Source organism: Kitasatospora sp. NPDC001683 (assembly GCF_053596495.1).
In genome coordinates this window covers 1-24,716 of record NZ_JBSFGK010000080.1, presented here as the reverse complement: position 1 = coordinate 24,716, position 24,716 = coordinate 1, and the positions used below count along the sequence as shown (strand labels likewise).

General features: G+C 74.1%; 19 protein-coding genes. 14 read left to right on the top strand and 5 right to left on the bottom strand.

Translation table 11 applies throughout. From position 1 onward, the window contains the following. Positions 1-9: 9 nt before the first annotated feature. Complete coding sequence (locus ACWCYO_RS31545; RefSeq protein ID WP_449786119.1) at positions 10-2,013, bottom strand: glycoside hydrolase family 15 protein; 2,004 nt, start codon at positions 2,011-2,013, stop codon at positions 10-12. 718 nt (positions 2,014-2,731) lie between these two features. Here ACWCYO_RS31545 and ACWCYO_RS31540 point away from each other — a divergent pair. From ACWCYO_RS31540 to ACWCYO_RS31495, 10 genes are all read left to right on the top strand, one after another. Then, a complete protein-coding gene (locus tag ACWCYO_RS31540) occupies positions 2,732-4,411 on the top strand; it encodes a CTP synthase (RefSeq protein ID WP_270143005.1) in 1,680 nt (559 codons plus the stop codon). A 106-nt stretch (positions 4,412-4,517) separates the two neighbouring features. Further along, the gene (locus tag ACWCYO_RS31535) at positions 4,518-5,165 is read left to right on the top strand and encodes an NUDIX domain-containing protein (protein WP_270143003.1); all 648 of its coding nucleotides are present in this window, start codon (positions 4,518-4,520) and stop codon (positions 5,163-5,165) included. A 183-nt stretch (positions 5,166-5,348) separates the two neighbouring features. Then, on the top strand, positions 5,349-7,400 hold the full coding sequence (locus tag ACWCYO_RS31530) for a tetratricopeptide repeat protein (protein WP_449786118.1): 2,052 nt from the start codon (positions 5,349-5,351) through the stop codon (positions 7,398-7,400). Positions 7,401-7,661: 261 nt separating this feature from the next. Continuing rightward, positions 7,662-8,777, top strand: a complete 1,116-nt coding sequence (gene ald / locus ACWCYO_RS31525; RefSeq protein WP_270142999.1) for an alanine dehydrogenase — start codon at positions 7,662-7,664, stop codon at positions 8,775-8,777. Between the two features lie 436 nt (positions 8,778-9,213). Further along, entirely contained in the window at positions 9,214-10,281 is a 1,068-nt protein-coding gene (locus ACWCYO_RS31520) for a ParA family protein (protein ID WP_030245868.1), read from the top strand. Continuing rightward, the gene (locus ACWCYO_RS31515) at positions 10,278-10,874 is read left to right on the top strand and encodes a hypothetical protein (RefSeq protein ID WP_449786117.1); all 597 of its coding nucleotides are present in this window, start codon (positions 10,278-10,280) and stop codon (positions 10,872-10,874) included. The genes ACWCYO_RS31520 and ACWCYO_RS31515 overlap by 4 nt, the downstream gene beginning before the upstream one ends. Before the next feature lie 108 nt (positions 10,875-10,982). Further along, positions 10,983-11,861 carry a segregation and condensation protein A gene (locus ACWCYO_RS31510; protein WP_270142995.1) on the top strand — a complete coding sequence of 293 codons (879 nt, stop codon included), beginning with the start codon at positions 10,983-10,985 and terminating at the stop codon, positions 11,859-11,861. Between the two features lie 266 nt (positions 11,862-12,127). Continuing rightward, positions 12,128-12,721, top strand: coding sequence for an SMC-Scp complex subunit ScpB (scpB, locus tag ACWCYO_RS31505; RefSeq protein ID WP_270150916.1), 594 nt, complete (start codon positions 12,128-12,130; stop codon positions 12,719-12,721). 62 nt (positions 12,722-12,783) lie between these two features. Continuing rightward, positions 12,784-14,034 carry a pseudouridine synthase gene (locus ACWCYO_RS31500; RefSeq protein ID WP_270142993.1) on the top strand — a complete coding sequence of 417 codons (1,251 nt, stop codon included), beginning with the start codon at positions 12,784-12,786 and terminating at the stop codon, positions 14,032-14,034. A gap of 223 nt (positions 14,035-14,257) precedes the next feature. Next, positions 14,258-15,265, top strand: a complete 1,008-nt coding sequence (locus ACWCYO_RS31495) for a helix-turn-helix domain-containing protein (protein ID WP_270142992.1) — start codon at positions 14,258-14,260, stop codon at positions 15,263-15,265. 102 nt (positions 15,266-15,367) lie between these two features. Here the strand turns inward: ACWCYO_RS31495 and ACWCYO_RS31490 are convergent, their stop codons facing one another. From ACWCYO_RS31490 to ACWCYO_RS31480, 3 genes are all read right to left on the bottom strand, one after another. Continuing rightward, a complete protein-coding gene (locus ACWCYO_RS31490; RefSeq protein WP_270142990.1) occupies positions 15,368-15,730 on the bottom strand; it encodes a DUF952 domain-containing protein in 363 nt (120 codons plus the stop codon). 66 nt (positions 15,731-15,796) lie between these two features. Beyond that, positions 15,797-17,344, bottom strand: coding sequence for a mucoidy inhibitor MuiA family protein (locus ACWCYO_RS31485; RefSeq protein WP_449786116.1), 1,548 nt, complete (start codon positions 17,342-17,344; stop codon positions 15,797-15,799). A 3-nt stretch (positions 17,345-17,347) separates the two neighbouring features. Beyond that, positions 17,348-19,582 (bottom strand): mucoidy inhibitor MuiA family protein, encoded by a 2,235-nt coding sequence (locus tag ACWCYO_RS31480; RefSeq protein ID WP_449786115.1) that lies wholly within the window; start codon positions 19,580-19,582, stop codon positions 17,348-17,350. 335 nt (positions 19,583-19,917) lie between these two features. On the opposite strand from ACWCYO_RS31480, the gene ACWCYO_RS31475 reads away from it, so the two are divergent. The 4 genes from ACWCYO_RS31475 (at position 19,918) to der (ending at position 23,922) form a co-directional block, all read left to right on the top strand. Further along, positions 19,918-21,003, top strand: coding sequence for a prephenate dehydrogenase (locus ACWCYO_RS31475; protein WP_270142984.1), 1,086 nt, complete (start codon positions 19,918-19,920; stop codon positions 21,001-21,003). Between the two features lie 231 nt (positions 21,004-21,234). Then, entirely contained in the window at positions 21,235-21,450 is a 216-nt protein-coding gene (locus ACWCYO_RS31470) for a hypothetical protein (protein WP_270142983.1), read from the top strand. 85 nt (positions 21,451-21,535) lie between these two features. Further along, complete coding sequence (cmk, locus tag ACWCYO_RS31465; protein WP_405000626.1) at positions 21,536-22,273, top strand: (d)CMP kinase; 738 nt, start codon at positions 21,536-21,538, stop codon at positions 22,271-22,273. 194 nt (positions 22,274-22,467) lie between these two features. Beyond that, entirely contained in the window at positions 22,468-23,922 is a 1,455-nt protein-coding gene (gene der / locus ACWCYO_RS31460) for a ribosome biogenesis GTPase Der (RefSeq protein ID WP_270142979.1), read from the top strand. Between the two features lie 101 nt (positions 23,923-24,023). Here the strand turns inward: der and ACWCYO_RS31455 are convergent, their stop codons facing one another. Then, positions 24,024-24,563 (bottom strand): hypothetical protein, encoded by a 540-nt coding sequence (locus ACWCYO_RS31455; protein ID WP_449786114.1) that lies wholly within the window; start codon positions 24,561-24,563, stop codon positions 24,024-24,026. Positions 24,564-24,716 lie beyond the last annotated feature (153 nt).

Sequence of the window (24,716 nt, the reverse complement as noted above, 5' to 3'; positions counted from 1 at the left end):
CAGACACGCCTAGACGGTGGCCTGCTCGATCCGGTCGGCGGCCGGGCCGTCCGGCTGGGCCGACAGGTAGGCGGCGCCGCAGGCGGTCAGCCGCAGGGCGGTGTCGATCAGCGGTACGTGGCTGAAGGCCTGCGGGAAGTTTCCGACCTGGCGCTTCTGGCGCGGGTCCCACTCCTCGGCGAGCAGCCCGATGTCGTTGCGCAGCGAGAGCAGCTTCTCGAACAGCTCGCGGGCCTCCTGCACCCGGCCGATCATGGCGAGGTCGTCGGCCAGCCAGAACGAGCAGGCCAGGAAGGCGCCCTCGTGGCCGGACAGGCCGTCGACGTTGTTGCCGCTCTCGTCGTGGGTCGGGTAGCGCAGCACGAAGCCGTCCTCGGTGGACAGTTCGCGCTGGATCGCCTCGATGGTGCCGATCACCCGCTTGTCGTCCGGCGGCAGGAAGCCGACCTGGGGGATCAGCAGCAGCGAGGCGTCCAGCTCCTGGCCGCCGTAGTACTGGGTGAAGGTGTTGCGCTCCGGGTCGTAGCCCTTCTCGCAGACGTCCCGGTGGATGGTCTCGCGCAGTTCGCGCCAGCGGTCCAGGTGGCCGTCGGCTGGGGCGTCCTCGGGGGTCTGCTCCAGCAGCTTGATGGTGCGGTCGACGGCGACCCAGGCCATCACCTTGGAGTGGACGAAGTGCCGGCGCGGGCCGCGGACCTCCCAGATGCCCTCGTCCGGGTTCTGCCAGTGGTCCTCCAGGTACTCGATCAGGCGCAGCTGGAGGTGGTGGGCGTGGTCGTTGCGGACCAGGCCGGTCATGTGGGCCAGGTGCAGGGCCTCCACCACCTCGCCGTAGACGTCGAGTTGGAGCTGTCCGGCGGCGCCGTTGCCGACCCGGACGGGCTGGGAGCCCTCGTAGCCGGGCAGCCAGTCCAGCGAGGTCTCGTTGAGCTCGCGCTCGCCGGCGATGCCGTACATGATCTGCAGGTTCTCCGGGTCCCCGGCGACGGCCCGAAGCAGCCACTCGCGCCAGGCCCGGGCCTCCTCGCGGTAGCCGGTGCGCAGCAGCGAGGAGAGGGTGATCGCGGCGTCGCGCAGCCAGGTGTAGCGGTAGTCCCAGTTGCGCTCGCCGCCGATGTCCTCCGGCAGGGAGGTGGTGGGGGCGGCGACGATGCCGCCGGTGGGGGCGTAGGTGAGGCCCTTGAGGGTGATCAGCGAGCGGATCACGGCCTCGCGGTAGGGGCCCTGGTAGGTGCACTGGTCGGCCCAGTCGTGCCAGAAGTCGGCGGTGGCGTCGAGCATCGCCTCGGCGTCCGGGACGGCCGGCGGGTCCAGGTGGGAGGCCTGCCAGGTGAGGGCGAAGGCGATCCGTTCGCCGGCCCGGACGGTGAAGTCGGCGTAGGTGGTGAGGTCGCGGCCGTAGGTCTCGGCCTCGCCGTCCAGCCAGACCGAGTCGGGGCCGGCCATGGCGACGGTGCGGTGGCCGCCGTCGGCCTGCGGGACCCGGTGCACCCAGGGGACGATCCGGCCGTAGGAGAAGCGCATCCGCAGCGCCGAGCGCATCCGGACGGCGCCGGCCACGCCCTCGACGATCCGGATCACCTGGGGGACGGCGTCCCGGCCCGCCAGCGGGCGGGGCGGCATGAAGTCGATCACCCGGACGGTGCCGCCCTGGGCGTCCCACTCCTGTTCCAGGATCAGCGAGTCGCCCCGGTAGCGACGCCGGTCGGCGGGCACGGCGGGGGCGGCGGCGGTGGGCGGGGGGACGCGCAGGTCGCCGGTGTCGGCGAAGCGGGTGCGGCCAGCGGCCGTGATGGGTGTGGTGGCCGTCGCCGGGGCGGGGACCTCGGTCAGGACGGCCTCGGCCGGGCCGATCCGCCAGAAGCCGTGTTCATCGGTGCCGAGCAGGCCGGCGAACACCGCCGGCGAGTCGAAGCGGGGCAGGCAGAGCCAGTCCACCGCCCCGTCCCTGCTGACCAGGGCAGCGGTCTGCATGTCCCCGATGAGTGCGTAGTCCTCGATACGGCCGGCCACGTGGATCTCCAGTTCGCAATGTGGTCAGGGCATCGGCGAACCAGGGAGCGAGCGGTCTGCGGGGCCGGAGGTTCACCCCGGGACGTCCGGCCCGCCGGGGTGGTGGCGGGCCTTGCTGGAGTGTCCGCGCGGGGCTCGGTCGAGCCCCTGAGGGTGGGTGGGGAGGAGCTGCATATACGGGGAGGTCCGGTCGCGCATCGGGGACCGGGAGTGTCCTGACGCTCCCACGCCCTCCGCGTGCTCGTGCTGTCGCGATGCGTCCGTGCAGCTTACGACGGACGAAAGGGGCGAAGCACGCGGACGCAGCCTCGTGTGGCGCCGCAATTCGGCGGAAATGCCGTGCATCGCGAGGGCGTGGCGCAGGATGGTCCGGAAGGATCAGCTCCGGCTGGCCGTAACGGAGGGGCTGGCATGGCCCGGACGGAGCGCTCCGGCTGGCCCGGTCCGGCGGGTTGTGCGACCGGTGTGACTCGTGCGGCGCATGGTGCGCCGGTGGTGCGCCCGGCGCACGCTCCCGGAGCGCCGCGCGCGGGCCGAAGGGCGTCCCGGTCAGGTCACTGATACCCTGGTATCCCGTGGACCGGCGGGAATCAAACGCCCAGGACCAGCCGAACCGACGACCCTACGAGCGCCGAGCACTCGCCGGCCTCCGTCGCCCGGCGAGCCGCGCGCCTCCCGCCCACGTCACCTTCGACACGCGACCCACGGGAGCCCCCTCTTGGCACAGCCCCATTCCGGCAAGGCAGCGAACGGCCGCGCCGTGACGACCAAGCACCTCTTCGTCACCGGGGGTGTCGCCTCTTCGCTCGGCAAGGGGCTGACCGCCTCCAGCCTCGGCGCGCTGCTCAAGGCCCGCGGCCTGCGCGTGACGATGCAGAAGCTGGACCCGTACCTCAACGTGGACCCGGGCACCATGAACCCGTTCCAGCACGGTGAGGTCTTCGTCACCGACGACGGCGCGGAGACCGACCTGGACATCGGTCACTACGAGCGCTTCCTCGACACCAACCTGCACGGCTCCGCGAACGTCACCACCGGCCAGGTGTACTCGACGGTCATCGCCAAGGAGCGCCGCGGCGAGTACCTGGGCGACACCGTCCAGGTCATCCCGCACATCACCAACGAGATCAAGTCCCGGATCCGCCGCATGGCGACCGAGGACGTCGACGTGGTGATCACCGAGGTCGGTGGCACCGTGGGCGACATCGAGTCGCTGCCGTTCCTGGAGGCCGTCCGCCAGGTCCGCCACGAGGTCGGCCGGGACAACGTGTTCTTCGTGCACGTCTCCCTGCTGCCGTACATCGGCCCCTCGGGCGAGCTCAAGACCAAGCCCACCCAGCACTCCGTCGCCGCGCTGCGCAACATCGGCATCCAGCCCGACGCGATCGTGCTGCGCGCCGACCGCGAGGTCCCGCAGGCGATCAAGCGCAAGATCTCGCTGATGTGCGACGTGGACGAGGAGGCCGTGGTCGCGGCCATCGACGCCAAGTCGATCTACGACATCCCCAAGGTGCTGCACGGCGAGGGCCTGGACGCCTACGTGGTGCGCCGCCTCGACCTGCCGTTCCGCGACGTGGACTGGACCACCTGGGACGACCTGCTGCGCCGGGTCCACGAGCCGCAGCACATCGTCAAGGTCGCCCTGGTCGGCAAGTACATCGACCTGCCGGACGCCTACCTGTCGGTGACCGAGGCGCTGCGCGCCGGCGGCTTCGCCAACAACGCCCGGGTCGAGATCAAGTGGGTCACCTCGGACGACTGCGAGACCCCCGAGGGCGCCCAGGCGCAGCTCGGTGACGTCGACGCGATCTGCATCCCCGGCGGGTTCGGCGACCGCGGCGTCAACGGCAAGGTCGGCGCCATCACCTACGCCCGTGAGAACAAGGTCCCGCTGCTGGGCCTGTGCCTGGGCCTGCAGTGCGTGGTCATCGAGGCCGCCCGCAACCTGGCCGGCCTGCCCGAGGCCAACTCCACCGAGTTCGACGCCGCCGCCAAGCACCCGGTCATCTCCACCATGGCCGAGCAGCTGGCCATCGTCGACGGCAAGGGCGACCTGGGCGGCACCATGCGCCTGGGCCTGTACCCGGCCAAGCTCGCCGAGGGCTCGATCGTCCGCGAGGTCTACGGCGGCGAGCAGTACGTCGAGGAGCGCCACCGCCACCGCTACGAGGTCAACAACGCGTACCGCGCGGACCTCGAGAAGACCGGCCTGCAGTTCTCCGGCCTCTCGCCCAAGGGCGACCTGGTCGAGTACGTCGAGTACCCGCGCGAGGTGCACCCCTACCTGGTGGCCACCCAGGCCCACCCGGAGCTGAAGTCCCGCCCGACCCGCCCGCACCCGCTGTTCGCGGGCCTGGTCAAGGCCGCCATCGAGATCAAGACCGCGGCCTCCGAGTAGTCATCCCCTGTTCGGCCGTGGTCGTTCACCGGACGGCGGCCCCGCGATTCCCGCGGGGCCGCCGTTCGGCGTTAGATTGTGTCGTACTGACGAAAAGGGGAGAGCGATGGACGAGCAGCGCGACGTGGTGATCGCCGATACGGCCGAGACGTGGGAGGTCCGGGGCAGCGCGACGCCGTTCCAGGGCAGGGTGACCGGGGTGCGCACCGAGGAGGTCCGGATGCCCGACGGCAGCTGGGCCCGGCGCGACTACCAGACCCACCCCGGCTCGGTCTCCGTGCTCGCCCTGGACGACCAGCAGCGGGTGCTGGTGCTGCGCCAGTACCGCCACCCGGTCCGCCAGCGGCTGTGGGAGCTGCCGGCCGGTCTGCTCGACGTGCCCGGCGAGAACCCGTGGCGCGCCGCGCAGCGCGAGCTGTACGAGGAGGCCCACTGCAAGGCCGACACCTGGCGGATCCTCGTCGACTTCTACACCTCCCCGGGCGGCACCGACGAGGCGCTGCGGATGTTCCTGGCGACCGACCTGTCGGACGCCGAGGGCGAGCGCTACGCCGCCGAGGGGGAGGAGCAGGAGATCGAGCTCGCCTGGGTGCCGGTGCCCGAACTGATCCGGCTGATCCACGCCGGGCAGCTGCACAACCCGACCCTGATCACCGGCACCCTCGCCGTGCACGCCGCGCTGACCTCCCCGGACGGCCTGGACGGGCTGCGCCGTCCGGACGCGCCGTGGCCGGCGCGCCCCTTCGAGGTGTGAACGAACCCACCGGTTGATTCGCCCGGGTGATCTGCCGGTTCGTACGACCGGATGTCACCTCGGCTCAGCCGGACGGTCGAACTACGCTTCGCTGACAGGGCGCCCGTCCCGGGCCGCCTCCGCCGAGCGCCGGACGCTGACCAGTCGGACGCCGGGCGCGGGATGACGTCGGGAGTGGCACGGGTGGCGAGGAAGACGGCGACGATGGACCCCGGCCCCGACATGCCCGCGAGCGCCGTCCCGGGGCTCGACCGGCTGCCCGCCGGGCCCGCGCTGTTCGCCGGGCGGCGCGCCGAGCTGGCCGCGCTGCGGGCGGGCGCCGCCCGGCGGGTGAGCGGCCGTTGCCCCCTGCTGGTGCTGGCCGGGCGGCCCGGTTCGGGCCGGACCGCGCTGGCCGTCCGGTTCGCCCGGACCGTGGCCGCCGACTACCCGGACGGCGTGCTGTTCACCCGGCTGTCCGCCCCCGACGGCGGACGGGTGCCGCCGGGCCGGGCCGCCCGGCTGCTGCTGGAGCAGCTCGACCCGCAGGCCGCCGTGCCACTGCCCGGGGCGGTCGAGGACGGGCGGGACGAGCCGGGCTGCGTGGCGCTGCGGGAGGCGCTGGCGGGGCTCAAGGTGCTGCTGGTGCTGGACGACGTGCGGGACGCCGGACAGGTGTGGCCGCTGCTCGCCGACGAGCCCGGCTGCCTGGTGATCGCCACCACCGCCGGGCCGCTCACCGGGATCGAGGACATCGACCCGGTGATCCTCGGCGGTCTGGACCGGCAGGCCTCCGGGGAACTGCTGGCCGACCTGGTGGGCGGCACCCGGATCTCCTGCGACCCGGTCGGCGGCGCCGACCTCGCCGAGGCCTGCGCGGCCCGGCCGGCCGCGCTGCGGCTGATGGCGGGGTGGCTGCGCGGCGACCCGAAGATCGCGGTCACCGACGCGGCGCGCGCGCTCAACCGGGTGGTGGGGGAGGAGTCGGAGCCGGCGGCCCAACCGGACGAGGGCACGGCCAAGCCGACCGAGGCCGCCCGGTCGGGGCGGCAGCGGCCCCGGGACAAGAAGGCGGGGGAGAAGGGCGCCGAGCCCGCGTCCGCTGCCGAGCCGGCCACCCCCGAACTGGTCGGCAGCAGCCCGGCGAGCTGGGTGAAGCCCGAGCCGGAGCCCGCAGCGCCGGTGCCCGTCCCCGACAACGACCCGCTGCTGGGCGCGTTCACGTTGTTGTACCGGGGGCTGCCGGCCGCCCAGGCGCGGATGCTGCGCACCCTCACCCTGGCCCCGGCACAGACCGCCGACTGGCGCACCGCCTCCGCCCTGGTGGGCTGCCCGGCGCCGGAGGCCGCCGCGACGCTGGCCGCGCTGGCCGAGCGGGAGCTGCTCGGCGAGGAGGCGCCGGCCGCCGACGGCGCCCCGCGCTACCGGGTGCCCGGGCGGCTCTACCCGCGGCTGGTCCGGCTGCGGGAAGAGGAGGACCGGCCCGCCGAGACCGAACTCGCCCGGGCCCGGCTGCTGGAGCGGCTGGTCCGGCTCACCGAGTCGGCCCGCGCCCTGCTCGACCCGGCCGACGGTCCGGCGCCCGACCCGCTGCCGGCCGTGCTGCGGCTGCGCTCGGCCGGGCACGCCCGGGACTGGCTGCTCGGCGAGCGGGAGCTGCTGCTCGGCGCGGTGGCCGACGCGATCGGCCAGGGCGACCTGGACGGCTCGGCCGGCCGGCTGGTCACCGCGCTGCTGCGGGCCCTGCCGCTGACCGGCGCGGCCGCCCCCGCCGACCTCTACCGGCTGCACGAGCTGGTGCTCACCGTCGCCGAGCGCAACGGCCGCCCCCGCCGGGCCTCGGCCGCGCTGCTCAACCTGGGCGACCTGCAGGCGGCGGCGGGCCGCTGGGAGCAGGCCGGCGCGCACTACCGGGCCGCCCTGGAGCACGCCCGTACGGTCGGGGACGAACCGCTCTGCGCCCGGGCCCTGGAGGGCGCGGCGGGCTGCCACCGGGCACTCGGCGACGCGGTGCGCGCCGCCGACTGGTACGGGCGGGCGCTCGGCCTGCGGCAGTCACTGGGGGACCACGCGGCGGAGGCCCGGCTGCTGGCCCGGGTGGCCGAGGCGCACACCGCGCAGCGCCGCTTCGAGGAGGCCGACCGGGAGTACCGGGCCGCGCTCGCGGTGCTGCGCCGGATCGGCGACGAACGGGGCCGGGAGGCCGTCGCGGCCGCCCTCGCGGACCTGCGGGAACGCGTCGACGGCGGGTGGTGAGGGCGGTTTCGGGGGTATCGTCGAAAGTGCCCGGTTGCAACGTTTTTGGCAGGTAAGTTCCAGCGGAAGCCTACGAACCTGCCAATGTGTTCGGCGAAATTATTCGATTTGGAAGGCTGACACGCCGCCTGGGCTTCATTACACTCGAACTCAGTCGCGCAGCGATCCCCTGCCCCGGCCTGCCCGGAGGCTTCCCCACGTGCGCGTCGCCCACCGGTCTTCTCCGGTCGGGACCCCCATGGCAAGAGGACGTGTTTAGCCGTGAAGGTCGGCATCCCCCGCGAGGTCAAGAACCACGAGTACCGCGTGGCCATCACGCCCGCCGGCGTGCATGAGCTGGTCCGCAACGGACACGAGGTCTACATCGAGGACAACGCCGGTCTCGGCTCCTCGATCCCCAACGAGGAGTACGTGGCCGCCGGCGCCACCATCCTCCCCACCGCCGACGAGGTGTGGGCCACCGCCGACCTGCTGCTGAAGGTCAAGGAGCCCATCGCCTCCGAGTACCACCGGCTGCGGAAGGGCCAGACCCTCTTCACGTACCTCCACCTGGCGGCCGACCGGGCCGGTACCGACGCGCTGGTCGCCTCCGGCACCACCGCGATCGCGTACGAGACCGTGCAGCTGGGCAACGGCGCGCTGCCGCTGCTCGCCCCGATGTCCGAGGTCGCGGGCCGCCTGGCCCCGCAGGTCGGCTCGTACCACCTGATGCGTCCGGCCGGCGGCCGCGGCACGCTGCCCGGTGGCGTGCCCGGCACCCACCCGGCCAAGGCCGTCGTCATCGGCGGTGGCGTCTCCGGCTGGCACGCGGCCACCATCGCCATCGGCATGGGCTACGACGTGACCCTGCTGGACCGCGACATCAACAAGCTGCGCGAGGCCGACCGCATCTTCGGCACCAAGATCAAGGCCATCATGTCCAACTCCTTCGAGCTGGAGAAGGCCGTCCTGGACGCCGACCTGGTCATCGGCGCGGTGCTGATCCCGGGCGCCAAGGCCCCGAAGCTGGTCACCAACGAGCTGGTCTCCCGGATGAAGCCGGGCTCCGTGCTCGTCGACATCGCCATCGACCAGGGTGGCTGCTTCGAGGACTCGCACCCGACCACGCACGACGAGCCGACCTTCCAGGTCCACAACTCCGTCTTCTACTGCGTGGCCAACATGCCGGGCGCCGTCCCGAACACCTCCACCTACGCGCTGACCAACGCCACCCTGCCGTACGTGCTGGAGCTGGCCAACCGCGGTTGGAAGGAGGCGCTGCGCCGCGACGCGGCGCTCGCCAAGGGCCTGAACGTGCACGAGGGCCAGATCACCTTCCCGGCCGTGGCCGAGGCCTTCGGCCTGGAGTCGGTCACGCTGGAGAGCGTGCTCGCCTGAACTCCCTGACCGCACGGCGGTCGTTCGCCCCCGACCCGATCCGTTCGGGTCGGGGGCTTCGCCGTGCCCGTGAACGCCGGATGGACCGGGCGGGTCGCTCTGTCGTCAATTTCGGTCGGTCGTGTCACCCGACCCGCACCGGCCCGCAGAAACGTTAGGGTCATAGGCCCGCTGATCCCTTGACAGCGGCCCGCCTGATAGTCGACACATCGTGCCCACTACCGTGGATTGTGTTGCTGCGAACGCCTTGAACGGCCTAGAGTCGCAAACCGTCGGCATGCTGCCACGCTGACGAATCGACATAGAGTCCTGGATCCCCAAGGAGGTAAGACGACTTGTGAATGAGTCGACAATTGCTCCCGGGGGTGGTCAGCCAGGACTGGCGGAGCTCACCGCCGGCCAGCCGAGTGAGGAGCCCGGGGCCCGGCAGCCCTCCGTGGGCTCGGCCGAGGTCGGCTCGGTCGCACTCCGCACCTTCGAAGCACGCCAGAACACAGCGCAGGTGACCACGGTGACCGACCACGACGCCGACTTGGCGGCCTACGGCCTGGCCTACGGCGAGTTCGCCTACGGCGCCTACGACGACCCGGACGCCGAGTACGAGCCGGACCCGGAGTACGCCGCCACGCTGGCCCCCGACGCCGCGCGCCAGCGCCGCGAGCGGGTCGGCCCGACCGGCCGTCCGCTGCCCTACTTCCCGATCCCCGCGCCGGTCGCCGAGCACGGCCCCGCCCAGATCATCGCCATGTGCAACCAGAAGGGCGGCGTCGGCAAGACCACGTCGACCATCAACCTGGGCGCGGCGCTGGCCGAGTACGGCCGCCGGGTGCTGCTCGTCGACTTCGACCCGCAGGGCGCGCTCTCGGTCGGCCTCGGGGTCAACCCGATGGAGCTCGACGTCACCGTCTACAACCTGCTCATGGAGCGGGGCCTGACGGCCGATGAGGTGCTGCTCAAGACGGCCGTCCCCGGCATGGACCTGCTGCCCTCCAACATCGACCTCTCCGCCGCCGAGGTGCAGCTGGTCAGCGAGGTGGCCCGGGAGTCCGCGCTGGCGCGCGCCCTGAAGCCGCTGCTGCCGGACTACGACTACGTCATCATCGACTGCCAGCCCTCGCTGGGCCTGCTGACGGTCAATGCGCTGACTGCCGCTCACAGCGTGATCGTTCCGCTGGAGTGCGAGTTCTTCGCGCTGCGCGGCGTCGCGCTGCTGACCGAGACCATCGAGAAGGTGTGCGAACGGCTCAACCCCGAGCTGCGCCTGGACGGCATCCTCGCCACCATGTACGACTCGCGCACCGTGCACAGCCGTGAGGTGCTGGCGCGGGTCGTCGAGGCGTTCGGCGAGCACGTCTTCCACACCGTCATCGGGCGGACCGTGCGCTTCCCGGAGACCACCGTCGCCGGCGAGCCCATCACGACGTACGCCACCAACTCGGTCGGTGCCGCCGCCTACCGCCAGCTCGCCAGGGAGGTGCTCGACCGGTGCCGCCCCGCCGAGTGAGTCTCCCGGGTGCCGACGAGCTGTTCCGGACCACCGGCGGGATGGCGCTGTCGCCGTCCCTCGCGCCGCGTCCGGCCGCCGAGGCATCCAGACCGGAGACCGCGCGGACCGTCAACGGCACGGACGGCGCCGAGGCCGCCCAGGACGACCGGCGGGGGCCGCAGGAGCAGCAGCCGGCCGCCACGGTGCCCGGGCAGCCGCCCGGCCAGCGGACGGCCGGGGGCCAGGGCGCCGCACCGGGCGAGGCCCAGGCCGGGAAGACCGTGACCGGCGGTCGCGGTGCCGGCGCCGCCGCGGCGGGCCGCACCCACGCGGGTGCCGCCGAGGAGCAGGCCGCCGCCGGACGCGCCCGCCCGCGCGGCCGCGCGCCGCGCCGCCCGAGCGGGCGCGAGCGGCACGACGAGAAGATCACCGTGTACGTGTCCGCCGAGGAGCTCATGGACCTGGAGCACACCCGGCTGGTGCTGCGCGGCGAGCACGGCCTGGCCGTGGACCGCGGACGGATCGTCCGGGAGGCCATCGCGGTCGTCCTGGCGGACCTGGAGCAGCGCGGCGAGGCCTCGATCCTGGTCCGGCGGCTGCGCGGCCGGTAGGGCGCCCGCGGCGGGCCGGCCGGGTGCCCCGGGCACGCCGGTGGCCGGCGGCGTGTCGGCGGGACCCGTGGCGGGGCGGGCGGTGCGGACGGGCGAAGATGGACCGTCATGCCGAGCACCGTCGAACCAGCCGCCAGCGCCGTGAACGCCACCGAGGAGGAGCCGCGGGGCGGCTTCCGGGTACGGCTGGACAACTTCGAGGGCCCCTTCGACCTGTTGCTCAGCCTGATCGCCAAGCACAAGCTGGACGTCACCGAGGTGGCGCTGGCCACCGTGACGGACGAGTTCCTGGCCCACATCCGGGCGATGGGCCCGGACTGGGACCTGGACGCGGCGACCGAGTTCCTGGTGGTCGCGGCCACCCTGCTCGACCTCAAGGCCGCCCGGCTGCTGCCGGTGGCCGAGGTCGAGGACGAGGCGGACCTCGCCCTGCTGGAGGCGCGTGACCTGCTGTTCGCCCGGCTGTTGCAGTACCGGGCGTACAAGCGGGTGGCGGCGCTGTTCGGCGAGCGCTGGGCGGCCGAGCTGCTGCGGCGGCCGCGGACCGTCGGCCTGGAGCCCCGGCACGCGGAGCTGCTGCCCGAGGTGGTCATCACCGTCGGGCCGGAGCGGCTCGCCCAGCTGGCGGCCAAGGCCATGGAGCCCAAGCCGAAGCCGGTGGTGTACGTGGACCACATCCACACCCCGCCGGTCAGCGTGCGCGAGCAGGCCTCCCTGGTGGTCGGGCTGCTCACCGGCCTCGGCGAGGCCTCCTTCCAGCAGTTGGTCGCGGACGCGCCGGACACCCTGGTGGTGGTCGCCCGCTTCCTGGCGCTGCTGGAGCTGTACCGGGAGCGGGTGCTGGACTTCGAGCAGCCGGAGGCGCTCGGCGAGCTGCGGGTGCGCTGGGTGGCCGAGGAGGGCCGCGGCGCGGTCGAGGTGACCGACGAGTTCGACCGGCCGGCCGGTGAGCCGGAGCGGTCCCGGGAGGAGGACGGGCGGCGATGAGTGGCGCGAACGAGGGCGGGCGGCCGGTGCGGCGCCCGCTCGGACTGCCGGGGCGGCCACGGGCCGAGGAGTGGCTGGAGCCGGCCTTCGAGCTGCTGCCGGAGCCGGTGGCGGTTCCGGTGGCCACGTCGGCTCCGGTGGACGGCGAGCCCCGGGTGGTGCACCAGAAGTCGGCTCCGTCCGGTGCGTCCGCTGCGGAGGAGCCGGCCGGCGCCCCCGAGGAGCCCGTCGGGCCGGGGCTGAAGGCCGAACTGGAGGCGATCCTGATGGTCGTCGACGAGCCGGTCGGGGAGGAGCGGCTGGCCGGGGCGCTGGAGCGGCCGCGGGCCGAGGTGGCGCGGGCGCTGCGCGAGCTGGCCGCCGAGTACGCCGCCCAGCGGCGCGGGTTCGACCTGCGGCTGGTGGCCGGTGGCTGGCGGTTCTACAGCCGGGACACCTGTGCCGCGGCCGTCGACCGCTTCCTGCTGGACGGCCAGCAGGCCCGGCTGACCCAGGCCGCGCTGGAGACCCTGGCGGTGGTCGCCTACCGGCAGCCGGTGTCCAGATCGCGGGTTTCCGCCGTCCGTGGTGTGAACTGTGACGGCGTGATGCGTACCCTGGTACAGCGAGGACTGGTGGAAGAGGCCGGATCCGAGCCCGAAACAGGTGCGATCCTGTATCGGACGACGAACTACTTCCTGGAACGGATGGGGCTCCGCGGCTTGGACGAGCTGCCGGAGCTCGCTCCCTTCCTGCCCGAGGTCGACGACGTGGAAGCGGAGTCCCTGGAGGGCACGATGATCGCGGAGGCGGTCGCCGCCGCTGCCGTGCAGGCCGCGGACGGCAGTGGCGAGGCCGGTCGGGCAACGCACGATCGGTAGGGGGAGGTGAGGTCGGCCGAGACGACCGCACATCCCAGACGGAACGACGTACGGACACTTTGATGCGTAGCAGTGGCAACGGCAGGAACGGCAGCGGCGGCGGCAGCGGTCGCGGCGGACAGGGCGGGGGCCGGGGTGGCTCCTACGGCGGCGGCAGCGGCAGCGGTCGCGGCGGCTCGGGGTCGGGCTCGCGCGGCGGTTCGTACGGCAGCGGCGGCGGCCGCGGCGGTTCGTACGGCGGCGGCTCGGGCTCCGGCTCGGGCTCGCGCGGCGGTTCGTACGGGCGCGACGGCGGGCGCCGGGACGACCGGCGCGACGACCGCCGCTACCCGGACCGCCCGCTGCGGCCCGAGGAGCGCAAGTACGACCGCCCCGAGTACGGTGGCGGCCCGAACGCCACCCCGGCGCGCGGCGGCTTCGCCGGCCGGCGCCCCGGTCCGGCTCCGCGCCCGCGCCGGGAGGGCCAGGGCGCCCCGGGCGACCCGCGCCGCCAGCCGCAGCGCTCGCGCGAGCTGCAGGCCAAGATCGAGGACGCCGTCCTCGCCCGGCACGACAAGCCGGCCGTCAAGCTGCCCAAGACCTTCGGCGAGCCCGAGGGCGAGCGCCTGCAGAAGGTGCTGGCCCGGGCCGGCGTCGGCAGCCGGCGCGCCTGCGAGGAGCTGATCGAGCAGGGCCGGGTCGAGGTCAACGGCAAGCTGGTCACCGAGCAGGGCAAGCGGGTCGACCCGCAGAAGGACGAGATCAAGGTGGACGGCCTGACCGTCGCCACCCAGTCCTACCTGTTCTTCGCGCTGAACAAGCCGGCCGGCGTGGTCTCCACCATGGAGGACCCGGACGGGCGCCAGTGCCTGGGCGACTACGTGACCAACCGGGAGACCCGGCTGTTCCACGTGGGCCGGCTGGACACCGAGACCGAGGGCATCATCCTGCTCACCAACCACGGCGAGCTGGCCCACCGCCTCACCCACCCCAAGTACGGCGTGACCAAGACCTACCTGGCCGCCATCCAGGGCCCGATCCCGCGCGACCTGGGCAAGCAGCTGGCCCAGGGCGTGGAGCTGGAGGACGGCTTCGCGCGCGCCGACAGCTTCAAGGTGGTCTCCAACGTCGGCAAGAACTACCTGGTCGAGGTGACCCTGCACGAGGGTCGCAAGCACATCGTCCGCCGGATGCTGTCCGAGGTCGGCTTCCCGGTCGAGAAGCTGGTGCGCACCCACTTCGGTCCGATCGCGCTCGGCGACCAGAAGTCGGGCTGGCTGCGCCGCCTGACCAACCCGGAGGTCGGCCAGCTGATGCGCGAGGTCGGCCTGTAACGGCAGGTTCACCCGGAGTTCATCGGAGGGTCCCCCGCCCGTGGTGGCGGGGGACCCTCCGGCGTTCGCTGTGAGCCGGGACGCAACCGCTGGTCACGGCCTTGTCAGCGCCATGATCCGTGGCCGAGGATGGCCACCGGAGCACCGGCCCGTCGAGTGGCGGGACTGCGCCAGCACGGGCGCCGGAGGGGGTGTTCCGGGGCGAACAGGGGGAGACGGCGTCGTGTCCGATGCAGCACTGGGGCGGTCCGCCGGGCACGCGCTCGGCCCGTTGGGACTGGCCGAGCCGGACGGGCGGGTGTACGCGGCGCTGGTGGCCAATCCGCAGTCCACCGCGGAGGAGCTGGCCGAGGGCTGCGGCCTGATGTTCCAGCAGTGCGTGCGCGCGCTGGACCGGCTGGCGCAGCAGGGCATGGCCACCCGGGCGCCGGTGGACCGGGAGCGCTACCTGCCGGTCGCCCCGGACGTGGCGATAGGGACCCTGATCGGCCACCGGGAGTCCGAACTGCGGCACGCCCGGGCCGAGATGCACCGGCTGATGGACGCCTTCCGGGAGGCCTCGCGCTACACCGACCCGGCGCACTCGGTGGAGGTGCTGACCGGCGGCGAGGCGATCGCCCAGCGGCTGGAGCACATCACCGAGACCAGCCGGTACCAGGTGCGCGGCTTCGACCGCCCGCCGTACATCCAGGACCCGGTGGCGGAGATGCCGCTGCAGCGGCGGCGGCTGCGGGAGGGGCTGAGGTTCCGGACCGTCTACGACCGGGAGGCGGTGGCCTGGCCCGGCCGGCTGGAGAAGAACATCCTGGTCGGCGTGGCGGACGGGGAGGAGGCGCGGGTACGGCCGACGCTGCCGATGAAGATGATCATCTCGGATGATCGGATGGCGATCATCCCGATCAGCGTCGGCGACAGCGTGCTGGACGCGGCCTACGTGATCCACCCCTCGGCGCTGCTGCAGGCGCTGGACACGCTGTTCGAGGCGGAGTGGGAGCGGGCCGTGCAGTTGCAGGCCGCGCTCGGCACCGGCGACGGCTCGCCGGAGCCGGACGCCGACCACCGCAAGCTGCTCGGCCTGCTCGCCGCCGGACTGACCGACGAGTCGATCGCCCGCTCGCTGGGCTGGAGCGCCCGGACCACCCAGCGGCGGCTGCAGGCCCTGATGCGCTCGCTGGGCGCCACCACCCGCTTCCAGGCCGGGATGGCGGCCCGGGAGCGGGGGTGGCTGTGAGCGGGCCCGAGGGATTGCCGGGGGTTTCGGTCGGCTCCGGCGCTTCGGCCGGCTCGAGGGCTTCGGGCGGATCCGGCGCTTCGGCCGGCTCGAGGGCTTCGGTCAGCTCCAGGGGCTGAGGGAGGCCCAGCGGCCGTCCGGGCCGCGCTCGACCTTCTCCAGGCCGACCACGGCGGTGCGGTTCAGCCGCCCGTAGATGTGCGGGAACAGCACGCCGGGGGTGGCGCCGGGCGGCGGGGCGCCGTGCGGCGCCTCCCACTTGACCATCGGCTCCACCAGTGCCTCCTCGATCAGCAGCACCATCAGCGGGTCCGGGGTGTCGGCGAAGAAGGCGTTGGCCACCGCGAGCGCCGTCTGCTCGTCCGCCGAGCAGTGGATGAACCCGTCGGTGAGCAGCGACGCGGTGGCGTACGGGCGGCCGGGGTCTGCCAGCCAGTCGTCCAGGGGGGTGAGGTGGAGGATCATGTTCCTTTTGTACCCGCTTTCCGGTCCCGATTCCGGTCCTGAGCGGTCGTCACGGGCGCTCCCGCGTCACAGCCCGGCCACCTTGGCCGAGGCGGAGACCTCGTACACCAGGGTGATGCTGCGGCGGGCGCCCGGGCCGAGCGGGACGTCCCAGCGCACGATGCCCTCGGCGTCGAAGGAGTCCGGCGCCGGGGAGCACTCCTCCTTGCGCAGCCGCACCTCGACCGCGGCCACCTCGGAGACCGGCACCCGTTCGCGCACCGTGACCAGCTGCTCGTCGTGCTCCTCCGGGCCGGAGAAGCGGGACAGGTGCAGCCGGACGGTGCGGGTGGTGGTCTGGCGGCCGCTCAGGGCGGCGGTGGCCTGGAGCTCGTCGGTCTCGCGGACCACCCGGTAGCCGTCCGTGCTACCGAAGGACAGCTCGGCGTCGGCGCCGGTGGCGGTGAAGCGCAGCTCGCCGCGGCCGGTGAAGCCGCTGCCGCGCACCAGCTCGACCGGGCCCGCCAGCAGCGGGTGCCCGGCCGTGTTGCGGAACCGGACCACCCGGGTGACCAGCGGGGACAGCTCGGGGGCGCAGGCGTACTCGGTCCTCGCCTCACCGGTGAAGGCGCCCAGCGGGACCCGGTGTGCCCGGCCGTCGGAGGGGACGGTGGCCGGGGCGGGGGCGGGCAGCACCCGCACCTCGCCGCCGTCGTCCAGCCCGGGGACGGCGGCTCCCGGGCCGAGGGTGCTGACCTGCTCCTCGCGCAGCTCGACCTCGACCGTGCGGCGCTCCTCGTCGGTGCGCTCGCGCAGCGTCAGCCGGTCCTCGGTGAGCGCGGGCGGGTCGGTGGCGAGGGCGGAACGGGCGGTGGAGAAGGTCAGCCGGGCGCCGGTCCAGTCCTCGCCGGTGCGCTGCCAGACCACCGCCTCCGACTCCAGGCGCAGGCTGCCGCCGTCCAGGGTGGCGCGGTAGGAGGGGCGCCACAGGGCGCAGGGCACCAGGTGGTGGACGGTCAGCAAGGTGGGGCCGGGCCGCTCGGCCTCGACGGCCAGCTCCAGGTGGGCGAGCAGCTCGGCGGGCTCCTCCTCGGCCCGGTCCAGGGCCAGCAGGGCCTGGGACCGCTCCTGGTCCAGGCGGCGCAGCCGGGAGTGGGCGGCGCGCAGCTCCTCGGCGTAGCGCTCGCGCTCGGCGTCCACCCGGTCCAGCTCGCGGGCCCAGCGGGTGCGTTCGATCTCGCCGACGCCGGCGCCCTCGCCGACCTCGCGCAGCAGGTCGGTGCTCAGCTGGGCGAGCAGGGCGAGACGGGCCTCCAGACGGGAGCGGGTCTGGTCGGCGAGGCGTGACTCGGCCTCCAGCTCGTGCAGCCGGTGGCGCAGCGCGGAGTCCTCCGGGCCGGGCGGCAGCGGGGCGCGCGGAGTCCAGCTGCGCACCAGCCGGGCCTCCAGCACCCGGGTGCCGGGGGCGGCGGATTCGGCGCGCAGGGTGCGGTCGACGGCGAGGGCGGTGAGCGGGCCCAGCCGCAGCCGTTGGACACCCCCGGCGAGCTCGACGGTCACCGCGCGCTCGACCTGGGCACGGTCCTCCAGACAGGTGACGGCGGTGACGGGGAGGGGGACGGTCTCTTCGGTCATCGGTCAGTTCCTCCGGTTTCCGCCGACGATGGCCTTTCCGGCCGGGATCTTGATCTGGTAGCCGCCGTCCAGCTCGGTGCGGCCGCCCGGCGGCAGTTCGATCCGCCAGAGCCGGGTGCCGGCCGGGCACTCCGGGGTGGGGACGGCCGGCGCCTGCCAGTCGGCGCGCTCCTCGATCCGGATCTCGGCGTCGGAGGCGACCGGTACGCGCTCGCGGACCTCGACCGTGACGGCGCGGCCGAGCCGGTTCGCCAGCTGGACGTGCACCCGGTGGTCGAGCACCGTGCTGTTGCCCTTCAGCATGCCCGTGGCGGACTCGTGCAGCTCGGTGCGGCGCGCCACCTCGATGCTCTCGGTGACGCCGATGCCCAGGCGGCGGGTCTCGCCGGGGGCGAGCGTCGGCAGCGCGGCGGTGAGCAGGAACTCGTCGTCCACGGTGACCTCGACCGGGCCGGCCAGCACGGCGCGGTCGGTGCGGTTGGCGAGCACCAGGGTCGCGTACACCTTCTGCTCGACGGCGGGGACGGTGACGTACTCGGGGCTGACGGAGAGCGGGATCGCGTCCACCGTGACGGAGTGCCAGGTGCCGTCGGAGGGGATGTCGGCGGGGGCGGCGGCGTCGAAGCGGTGGTCGAAGGAGCCGGCCGACCGGCGGGGCGGGACGGCGTGGCGGGGGAGGGGGAGGTCGCGGAGCCGGGCGCCCTCGGGGCCGCCGGGAGCGAAGCGTGCCAGCTCGGCGCGCTCGACCCTGGCGGGGTCCGGGCGCAGGGTGCCGCGGCGGTCGGTGGTGTCGTCGGGGCCGGCCAGCCGGAGGTCGGGGTAGTCGAGCAGGACGGTGTCGGGGGTGAGGGCGGTGGGCGGGGGCGGCGCGGTGGCGCGGCGGCGGGCCGTTCGCGGCGGGGCGCCGCCGTAGGACTGGGGCATCGGGGTGCCGCCGGGGGCCTGGGGCATCGGGGCGGGGGCGGTCGGTGCGGACGGGGTGCTCGGCGTGGGCGGGGCGCTCGTCACGGGTGGCGCGCCGTAGCCGGCGAAGCCGGGCGGCGGGGGCGAGGGCACCGGCTCCTGGACGCTCAGTGAGCCGCCGCCACCACCGCCGCCGGACGGGCCGGAGGGGCCGGCGGGTGCGGCGGGTGCGGCCTCGTCCGGCCGGAAGTCGGGTTGGGCGCCTGCTGGGCGGGCGCCGCCGACGCGGGGCGCGCGGCGCAGGGCGGGCTCGGGTGCGGAGAGGGCCGCGACCGGGATCGGGGCGCCGGGCCGGGTGGTGGCGGGGCGGTCGGCCGCGGCCGCGTCGTAGCCGGTGAAGAGGTCGGACAGGCCGGCCGGCGGTTCGCGCCAGCCGGAGGGCGGCGGGGCGGGCTGGCTGCGGCCGATCCGCAGCGAGGCGAGCCGGGGCAGGTCGGTGCGGCGCTCGAGGTCGGCGGTGGACAGGGCGAGCCGCACGCCCGTCCAGTCCTCGCCGGTGTGCTGGGCGACGGCGGCGCGCAGCACCAGGTGGGCGGTGTCGGAGCCGGTGCGGTGGCTGAGGCGGTAGGCGGGCACCCAGCGGGCGGCGGGGACGCCGTACTCCAGCTCCAGTTCGATCTGCTCGGTGCCGGTTCCCGTGGTGGTCAGGGTGAGCACGACGGTGTCGGTGGCCTCGATCGGCTCGGCCCGCCCGGCGGTGGACGCGCGCTCCAGCCGGTCGGCGGCCAACTGTCGCTCGTGGTCGGCGAGTTCGATCTCCCGGGTGAGTTGCTCGGCGCGCTCCTGGAGACGGGCCAGCCGCTCGTCGACGAAGTCCGCGAGCTCCAGCCAGGCGTCGGCCGGAGTGCGGCGCAGCGGCTCGTCGCGGCGGCGCTGGGGCGGGACGGCGCGCAGCGCGGCAGTCTCGGCGATCGCGCTCCGGACCAGCCGGTGGCGCTCGTTCAGTGCGCCCTGGCGCTCCATGGCCTCGTCCAACTCGCGGCGCAGCTGCGGGAGTTCGTCGGGTTCGCGGAGCTCGGCGACGGCTTCCAGGCGGGCCTCGACGACCGCCGTGCCGGCCGGGCCGGCGAGCACCCGGGCGCGCAGCGAGTCGGCGTCCAGCGAGTCGGGCAGGCCGGTCAGTCGCAGCCGTCGGCCGGGCGGGACCGGGACGGTGGCCCGGCGGCGGCACACCGCGCCCTCGGCGTACACCACGACGGAGTCCAGGACCGAGGGGTGGGCCGGTACGGCCGGCGGTTTCGACGGCCCGGTGTGACTGCTGTGCTGATCGTCCATGCGCAACCCCTTCGTTCGCGTCCGGTGTGCCGCGGCTCGCCCCGCCGTCCCCCGGCGGCCAGTCTGCCCCGCTCGGGGCCGGGCGTCGCCGGATTTCCCGGGGCGCGGCGTGTGCACTGTGTGGGACGGGGGTCGGGCGGTCGCGGTTGCCGGGCCGGGGTCGGGTGGGGTTGGCGGGGTCGGGGGTTTTCGGGGGTCGTCGGATGGGAGGATGGGGCGCGGGTGCGCCCGGCCGACTCTGGCGGCACCGGCACCCGTTGGGACCGTGGCACCTGTTGAGCACCGCCAGCGAGAACCGTCCAGTCGAGAACCGTGATCGAGGAGAGCCACCCGCCATGCGCACTGCCGTCGTCGTCGGCACCGGACTGATCGGCACCTCCGCAGCCCTGGCCCTGGCCGCACGCGGGCTGACCGTCCATCTGGAGGACGCCGACCCGGACGCCGCCCGCACCGCCGAGTCGCTCGGCGCCGGCATCACCGAACCGGCCGAGGGCCCGGTCGACCTGGCGATCATCGCCGTCCCGCCGGCGCTGGTCGGCAAGGTGCTCGCGGACTGCCAGCGCCGCAACCTGGCGCACTGGTACACCGACGTGGCCAGCGTGAAGTCCGGCCCGGGCAGCGAGATCGCCGCGCTCGGCCTCGACACCGTCCACTACATCGGTAGTCACCCGATGGCCGGTCGCGAGCGCTCCGGGCCGCTCGCCGCCCGCGCCGACCTGTTCGAGGGCCGCCCCTGGGTGCTCACCCCGACCCCCGACACCGACACCGACACGCTCAACGCCGCGCTGGAGTTGGTCGCGCTGTGCGGCGCGATGCCGATCGTGATGGACGCGGACGCGCACGACCGGGCCGTGGCCCTGGTCTCGCACGCCCCGCAGCTGGTCTCCTCGCTGGTCGCGGCCCGGCTGGAGAACGCCGACGAGACGGCCATAAGGCTCTCCGGCCAGGGCGTGCGCGACGTGACCCGGATCGCCGCCTCCAACCCCGGGCTGTGGGTCGACATCCTGTCCGCCAACGCGGCCGCGGTCGCCGACGTGCTGGAGGACGTCGCCAGCGACCTCGGCGAGACCGTCACCGCGCTGCGCGCCCTGGCGGCCACCGAGGAGGGCGAGCGCCGGGCCGGTGCCGAGGGCATCGAGGCAGTCATGCGGCGCGGCAACACCGGGCAGGCCCGCATCCCCGGCAAGCACGGCGCCCCGCCCACCCGGTACGAGACGGTCGCGGTGGTGCTCGGCGACCAGCCGGGCGAGCTGGGCCGGTTGTTCGGGGAGGTCGGCGAGGCCGGGGTCAACATCGAGGACGTCCTCATCGAGCACTCGGACGGGCAGCAGGTCGGCTTCGTCCAGCTGTCGGTGGCGCCGATGGAGGTCAAGCGGCTGACGGCGGCGCTGCGCGCTTCGGGCTGGAGCGTCCGGGACTGACCTTCGTCGGATGGCGGGGGGGAGTGGGTGTGATCATCGACTTGCCGTTGGGTGAGACCCGGCACGGGGTCGCCGGTGAGCCGGTGAGCCGGTGGACCTCGGGAACGAGCGCTTTCCTGCGGGCGGTGGTGGGCGGGGAGTTCCTGATCCGCCACCGCAGCGTGACGGCGTTGGTCGAGCGGCCCCGGCCGATTCTCACGGAGCCCGGCGTACCACCGGGACGCCTTCGCGGTGAACGACTTCCCTTCGCACCTGTCGGCCGGGCCGTTCGTGTGGGAGTGCCCGGGCGCCGAGCGGCAGATGGCCTTCGTCGCCGGGGTGCTCGGCATCGAGCGGGACGGCGAGTACGTGCGGCCCAGGCTAGGGGACGCGGTGCTGGAGGTGGCACGGGAGGCCGTGGACCCGGCGGCCGGGCGGGCGGAGCCGGTGCCACCGGCCTTGCGGTGACCGGGCCGGGACGGGGGTCGGCGGCGGTCCATTAACCTTGAGGGAGACAATCCCCGGCCGTCCGCCCGCGCAGGCGCCGGCTTCCATGCTCAGAGAGAGGTTCGCCCCCGTGGACACTGCCGACCGAGCGCACGCCCCGGTCGTCGTCGCCATCGACGGACCCTCCGGCTCCGGCAAGTCGACCGTCTCGCGGGCGGTCGCCGCCCGGCTGGGCCTGAGCTTCCTGGACACCGGCGCCATGTACCGGGCGATGACCTGGTGGATGCTGGCCAACGACGTCGACGTGACCGACCCGGAGGCGGTGGCCGTCGCGTGCGGCAAGCCCGTCATCGTGTCCGGTACGGACGCCGGCGGACCGACCATCACCGTGGACGGTCAGGACGTCTCCGGTCCGATCCGGGGTCCCGAGGTGACGGCGCAGGTCAGCGCCGTGGCCGCGGTGCCGGCGGTGCGGGCCCGGCTGGTGGAGCTGCAGCGCGGCTGCGCCGAGGTCGCCGAGCGCGGCATCGTCGCCGAGGGTCGGGACATGGGGACCGTGGTGTTCCCGCAGGCCACCGTCAAGGTGTTCCTGACCGCCTCCGAGGCGGCCCGGGCCGAGCGCCGGGCGGCCGAACTGCGCGCCAAGGGCGTGGACGAGGCGACCATCACCGCGATGGCCGCCGACCTCGCCCGCCGCGACGCCGCCGACTCCTCGCGCGAGACGGCGCCACTGGCCCAGGCCGCGGACGCCGTGCTGGTGGACACCAGCGAGCTCACCCTGGAGCAGGTGATCGGCCGGATCGCCGCGCTGGTGGAGGAGCGGGCCGGGCTGTCGTCGGTCTGATCGGTCCACCATCTGGTGATCTGACCCCTGAGCCCTGACCTCCGACCACCGACCTCTGACCTCTGACCTCTGACCACTGAACGAACCGCGGGCCGTCGAGGCGCCGCGGCGGAAACCATCGCGCTGCCCCAGCGGGGCAGGTACGCACGGCACGCCCCTGGGAAGGGCCGCGCCGGGAAACGGAACAGACGAACATGACCGCAGAGCACTCCGCCACCGGCCCCGGTGAGCTGGACGCCGCCGACTACGCCGAGTTCATGGCCCTCGCCGCCGAGGAGGGCTTCGACCTCGACGGCTTCGACGCCGTGGACGGCGCCGAGCACGTCCGGCTGCCGGTGCTGGCCGTCGTCGGCCGCCCGAACGTCGGCAAGTCGACCCTGGTGAACCGCATCATCGGCCGCCGCGAGGCCGTCGTCGAGGACAAGCCGGGCGTCACCCGCGACCGGGTCACCTACGAGGCCAGCTGGAACGGCCGGCGCTTCAAGGTGGTCGACACCGGCGGCTGGGAGATCGACGTCCTCGGTATCGACGCCATGGTCGCCGCGCAGGCCGAGCTGGGCATCGAGCAGGCCGACGCGGTGCTGTTCGTCGTGGACGCCACCGTCGGCGCCACCGACACCGACGAGGCCCTGATCAAGCTCATCCGCCGGGCCGGCAAGCCGACCGTCCTGTGCGCCAACAAGGTCGACGGCCCGTCCACCGAGGCCGAGGCCGCCTACCTGTGGTCGCTGGGCCTGGGCGAGCCGTACCCCGTCTCCGCGCTGCACGGCCGAGGCTCCGGCGACCTGCTGGACGCCGTCATGGACGCGCTGCCCGAGGCCCCGCCGCAGACCTTCGGCGACGCCGCCCCCGGCGGCCCGCGCCGGGTCGCGCTGATCGGCCGGCCCAACGTCGGCAAGTCCAGCCTGCTGAACAAGGTCGCCGGCGAGGAGCGGGTGGTCGTCAACGAGCTGGCCGGCACCACCCGTGACCCGGTCGACGAGATGATCGAACTCGGTGGCAAGACCTGGAAGTTCGTGGACACCGCCGGCATCCGCCGCCGGGTCCACCTGACCGCCGGCGCCGACTTCTACGCCTCGCTGCGCACCGCCTCCGCGCTCGAGAAGGCCGAGGTCGCGGTCGTCCTGATCGACGCCAGCGAGACCCTCGCCGAGCAGGACACCCGGATCATCTCGATGGCCGTCGAGGCCGGGCGCGCCGTCGTCATCGCCTACAACAAGTGGGACCAGCTGGACGAGGAGCGCCGCTACTACCTGGAGCGCGAGATCGAGCGCGACCTCGTCCAGGTGCAGTGGGCCCCGCGGGTCAACGTCTCGGCCAAGACCGGCCGGCACATGGAGAAGCTCGTCCCGGCGATCGAGACCGCGCTGGAGGGCTGGGAGACCCGCATCCCGACCGCGCGCCTGAACGCCTTCCTCGGCGAGCTGGTGGCCGCCCACCCGCACCCGATCCGGGGCGGCAAGCAGCCGCGCATCCTGTTCGGCACCCAGGCGGGCATCCGTCCGCCGCGCTTCGTGCTGTTCGCCTCGGGCTTCCTGGAGGCGGGCTACCGGCGCTTCATCGAGCGCCGGCTGCGGGAGGAGTTCGGGTTCGTGGGGACTCCGATCTCGATCTCGGTGCGGGTCCGGGAGAAGCGCAAGAAGAAGTAGGCGGTACGCAGTACGGGTCGAGGGCTCCGTCACCGGTGGTGGCGGGGCCCTCGGGCTTTCCGGCTCCTGCCGCTCGGGTCAGTGGTGGTCGCCGGCGCGGGTCAGTGGTGGTCGCCGGCGCGGCCCGGGGGGAGCGAGAGCATCTGGCGGTGGCGGCCGCCGGTGGGCGCGGCGGTGGCGAGGCCGGTGGCCGTGCCCAGCACCGGGGCGGCGGTCGGGGGCGGGGCGGGGGTCGCGTGCGGGAGCGGGCCGAGGTAGCCGGCGGCGACCCAGCCCTGGCCGTTGGTGAACTGGGGGGCGGTCTGGCCGTGGCTCTGGCTCTGGCCATGGGTGGTGGCGGTGGGGGTGGTAGTGGCGGTGGTGGGTTCGGGGTGGGTGTGCTGTGACTGCGCCGGCGTGAACTGGGGGAGGCCGGACGGCTGGCCCGCGTGGGTGTGGAAGGCCTGCTGCTGCGGCAGGTACTGGCGCTGCTCGCCGAGCAGCGGGTAACCGTCGCGGACGGCGAAGCCGGTGAACCTCAGGTCCTCCTCGCCCGAGCGGTCGCCGGGCAGGGCGCGGAACAGCCGTCGGTACTCGGAGTACAGCTCGTCGTAGATCGGGGTCGTCGAGTGCGGGTGCTCCGCGTCGTACGACGGGCGCATGCCCGGGATCGAGCGGGAGGGGGTCGCGGACCGTCCGGCGGGTGCGGAGACGTCGTAGGCCCGACGAGCCGCCGTGGGAGAAGACCCGGGTGGTCGGGGTGGCGCTGCCGAGCCTGGTACCGGACTACGACTTTCTCTTTTCGGCGACCGTGT

What these genes read in the sequence shown, in the direction of transcription:
- ACWCYO_RS31510 (WP_270142995.1), top strand. Translation starts at nt 10,983, where the DNA reads ATGCCGAGCACCGTCGAACCAGCCGCCAGCGCCGTGAACGCCACCGAG.
- scpB (WP_270150916.1), top strand. Translation starts at nt 12,128, where the DNA reads ATGGTCGTCGACGAGCCGGTCGGGGAGGAGCGGCTGGCCGGGGCGCTG.
- ACWCYO_RS31480 (WP_449786115.1), bottom strand. Translation starts at nt 19,582, where the DNA reads ATGGACGATCAGCACAGCAGTCACACCGGGCCGTCGAAACCGCCGGCC.
- ACWCYO_RS31455 (WP_449786114.1), bottom strand. Translation starts at nt 24,563, where the DNA reads ATGCGCCCGTCGTACGACGCGGAGCACCCGCACTCGACGACCCCGATC.
- ACWCYO_RS31535 (WP_270143003.1), top strand. Translation starts at nt 4,518, where the DNA reads ATGGACGAGCAGCGCGACGTGGTGATCGCCGATACGGCCGAGACGTGG.
- ACWCYO_RS31475 (WP_270142984.1), top strand. Translation starts at nt 19,918, where the DNA reads ATGCGCACTGCCGTCGTCGTCGGCACCGGACTGATCGGCACCTCCGCA.
- ACWCYO_RS31485 (WP_449786116.1), bottom strand. Translation starts at nt 17,344, where the DNA reads ATGACCGAAGAGACCGTCCCCCTCCCCGTCACCGCCGTCACCTGTCTG.
- ACWCYO_RS31490 (WP_270142990.1), bottom strand. Translation starts at nt 15,730, where the DNA reads ATGATCCTCCACCTCACCCCCCTGGACGACTGGCTGGCAGACCCCGGC.
- cmk (WP_405000626.1), top strand. Translation starts at nt 21,536, where the DNA reads ATGCTCAGAGAGAGGTTCGCCCCCGTGGACACTGCCGACCGAGCGCAC.
- ACWCYO_RS31500 (WP_270142993.1), top strand. Translation starts at nt 12,784, where the DNA reads ATGCGTAGCAGTGGCAACGGCAGGAACGGCAGCGGCGGCGGCAGCGGT.
- der (WP_270142979.1), top strand. Translation starts at nt 22,468, where the DNA reads ATGACCGCAGAGCACTCCGCCACCGGCCCCGGTGAGCTGGACGCCGCC.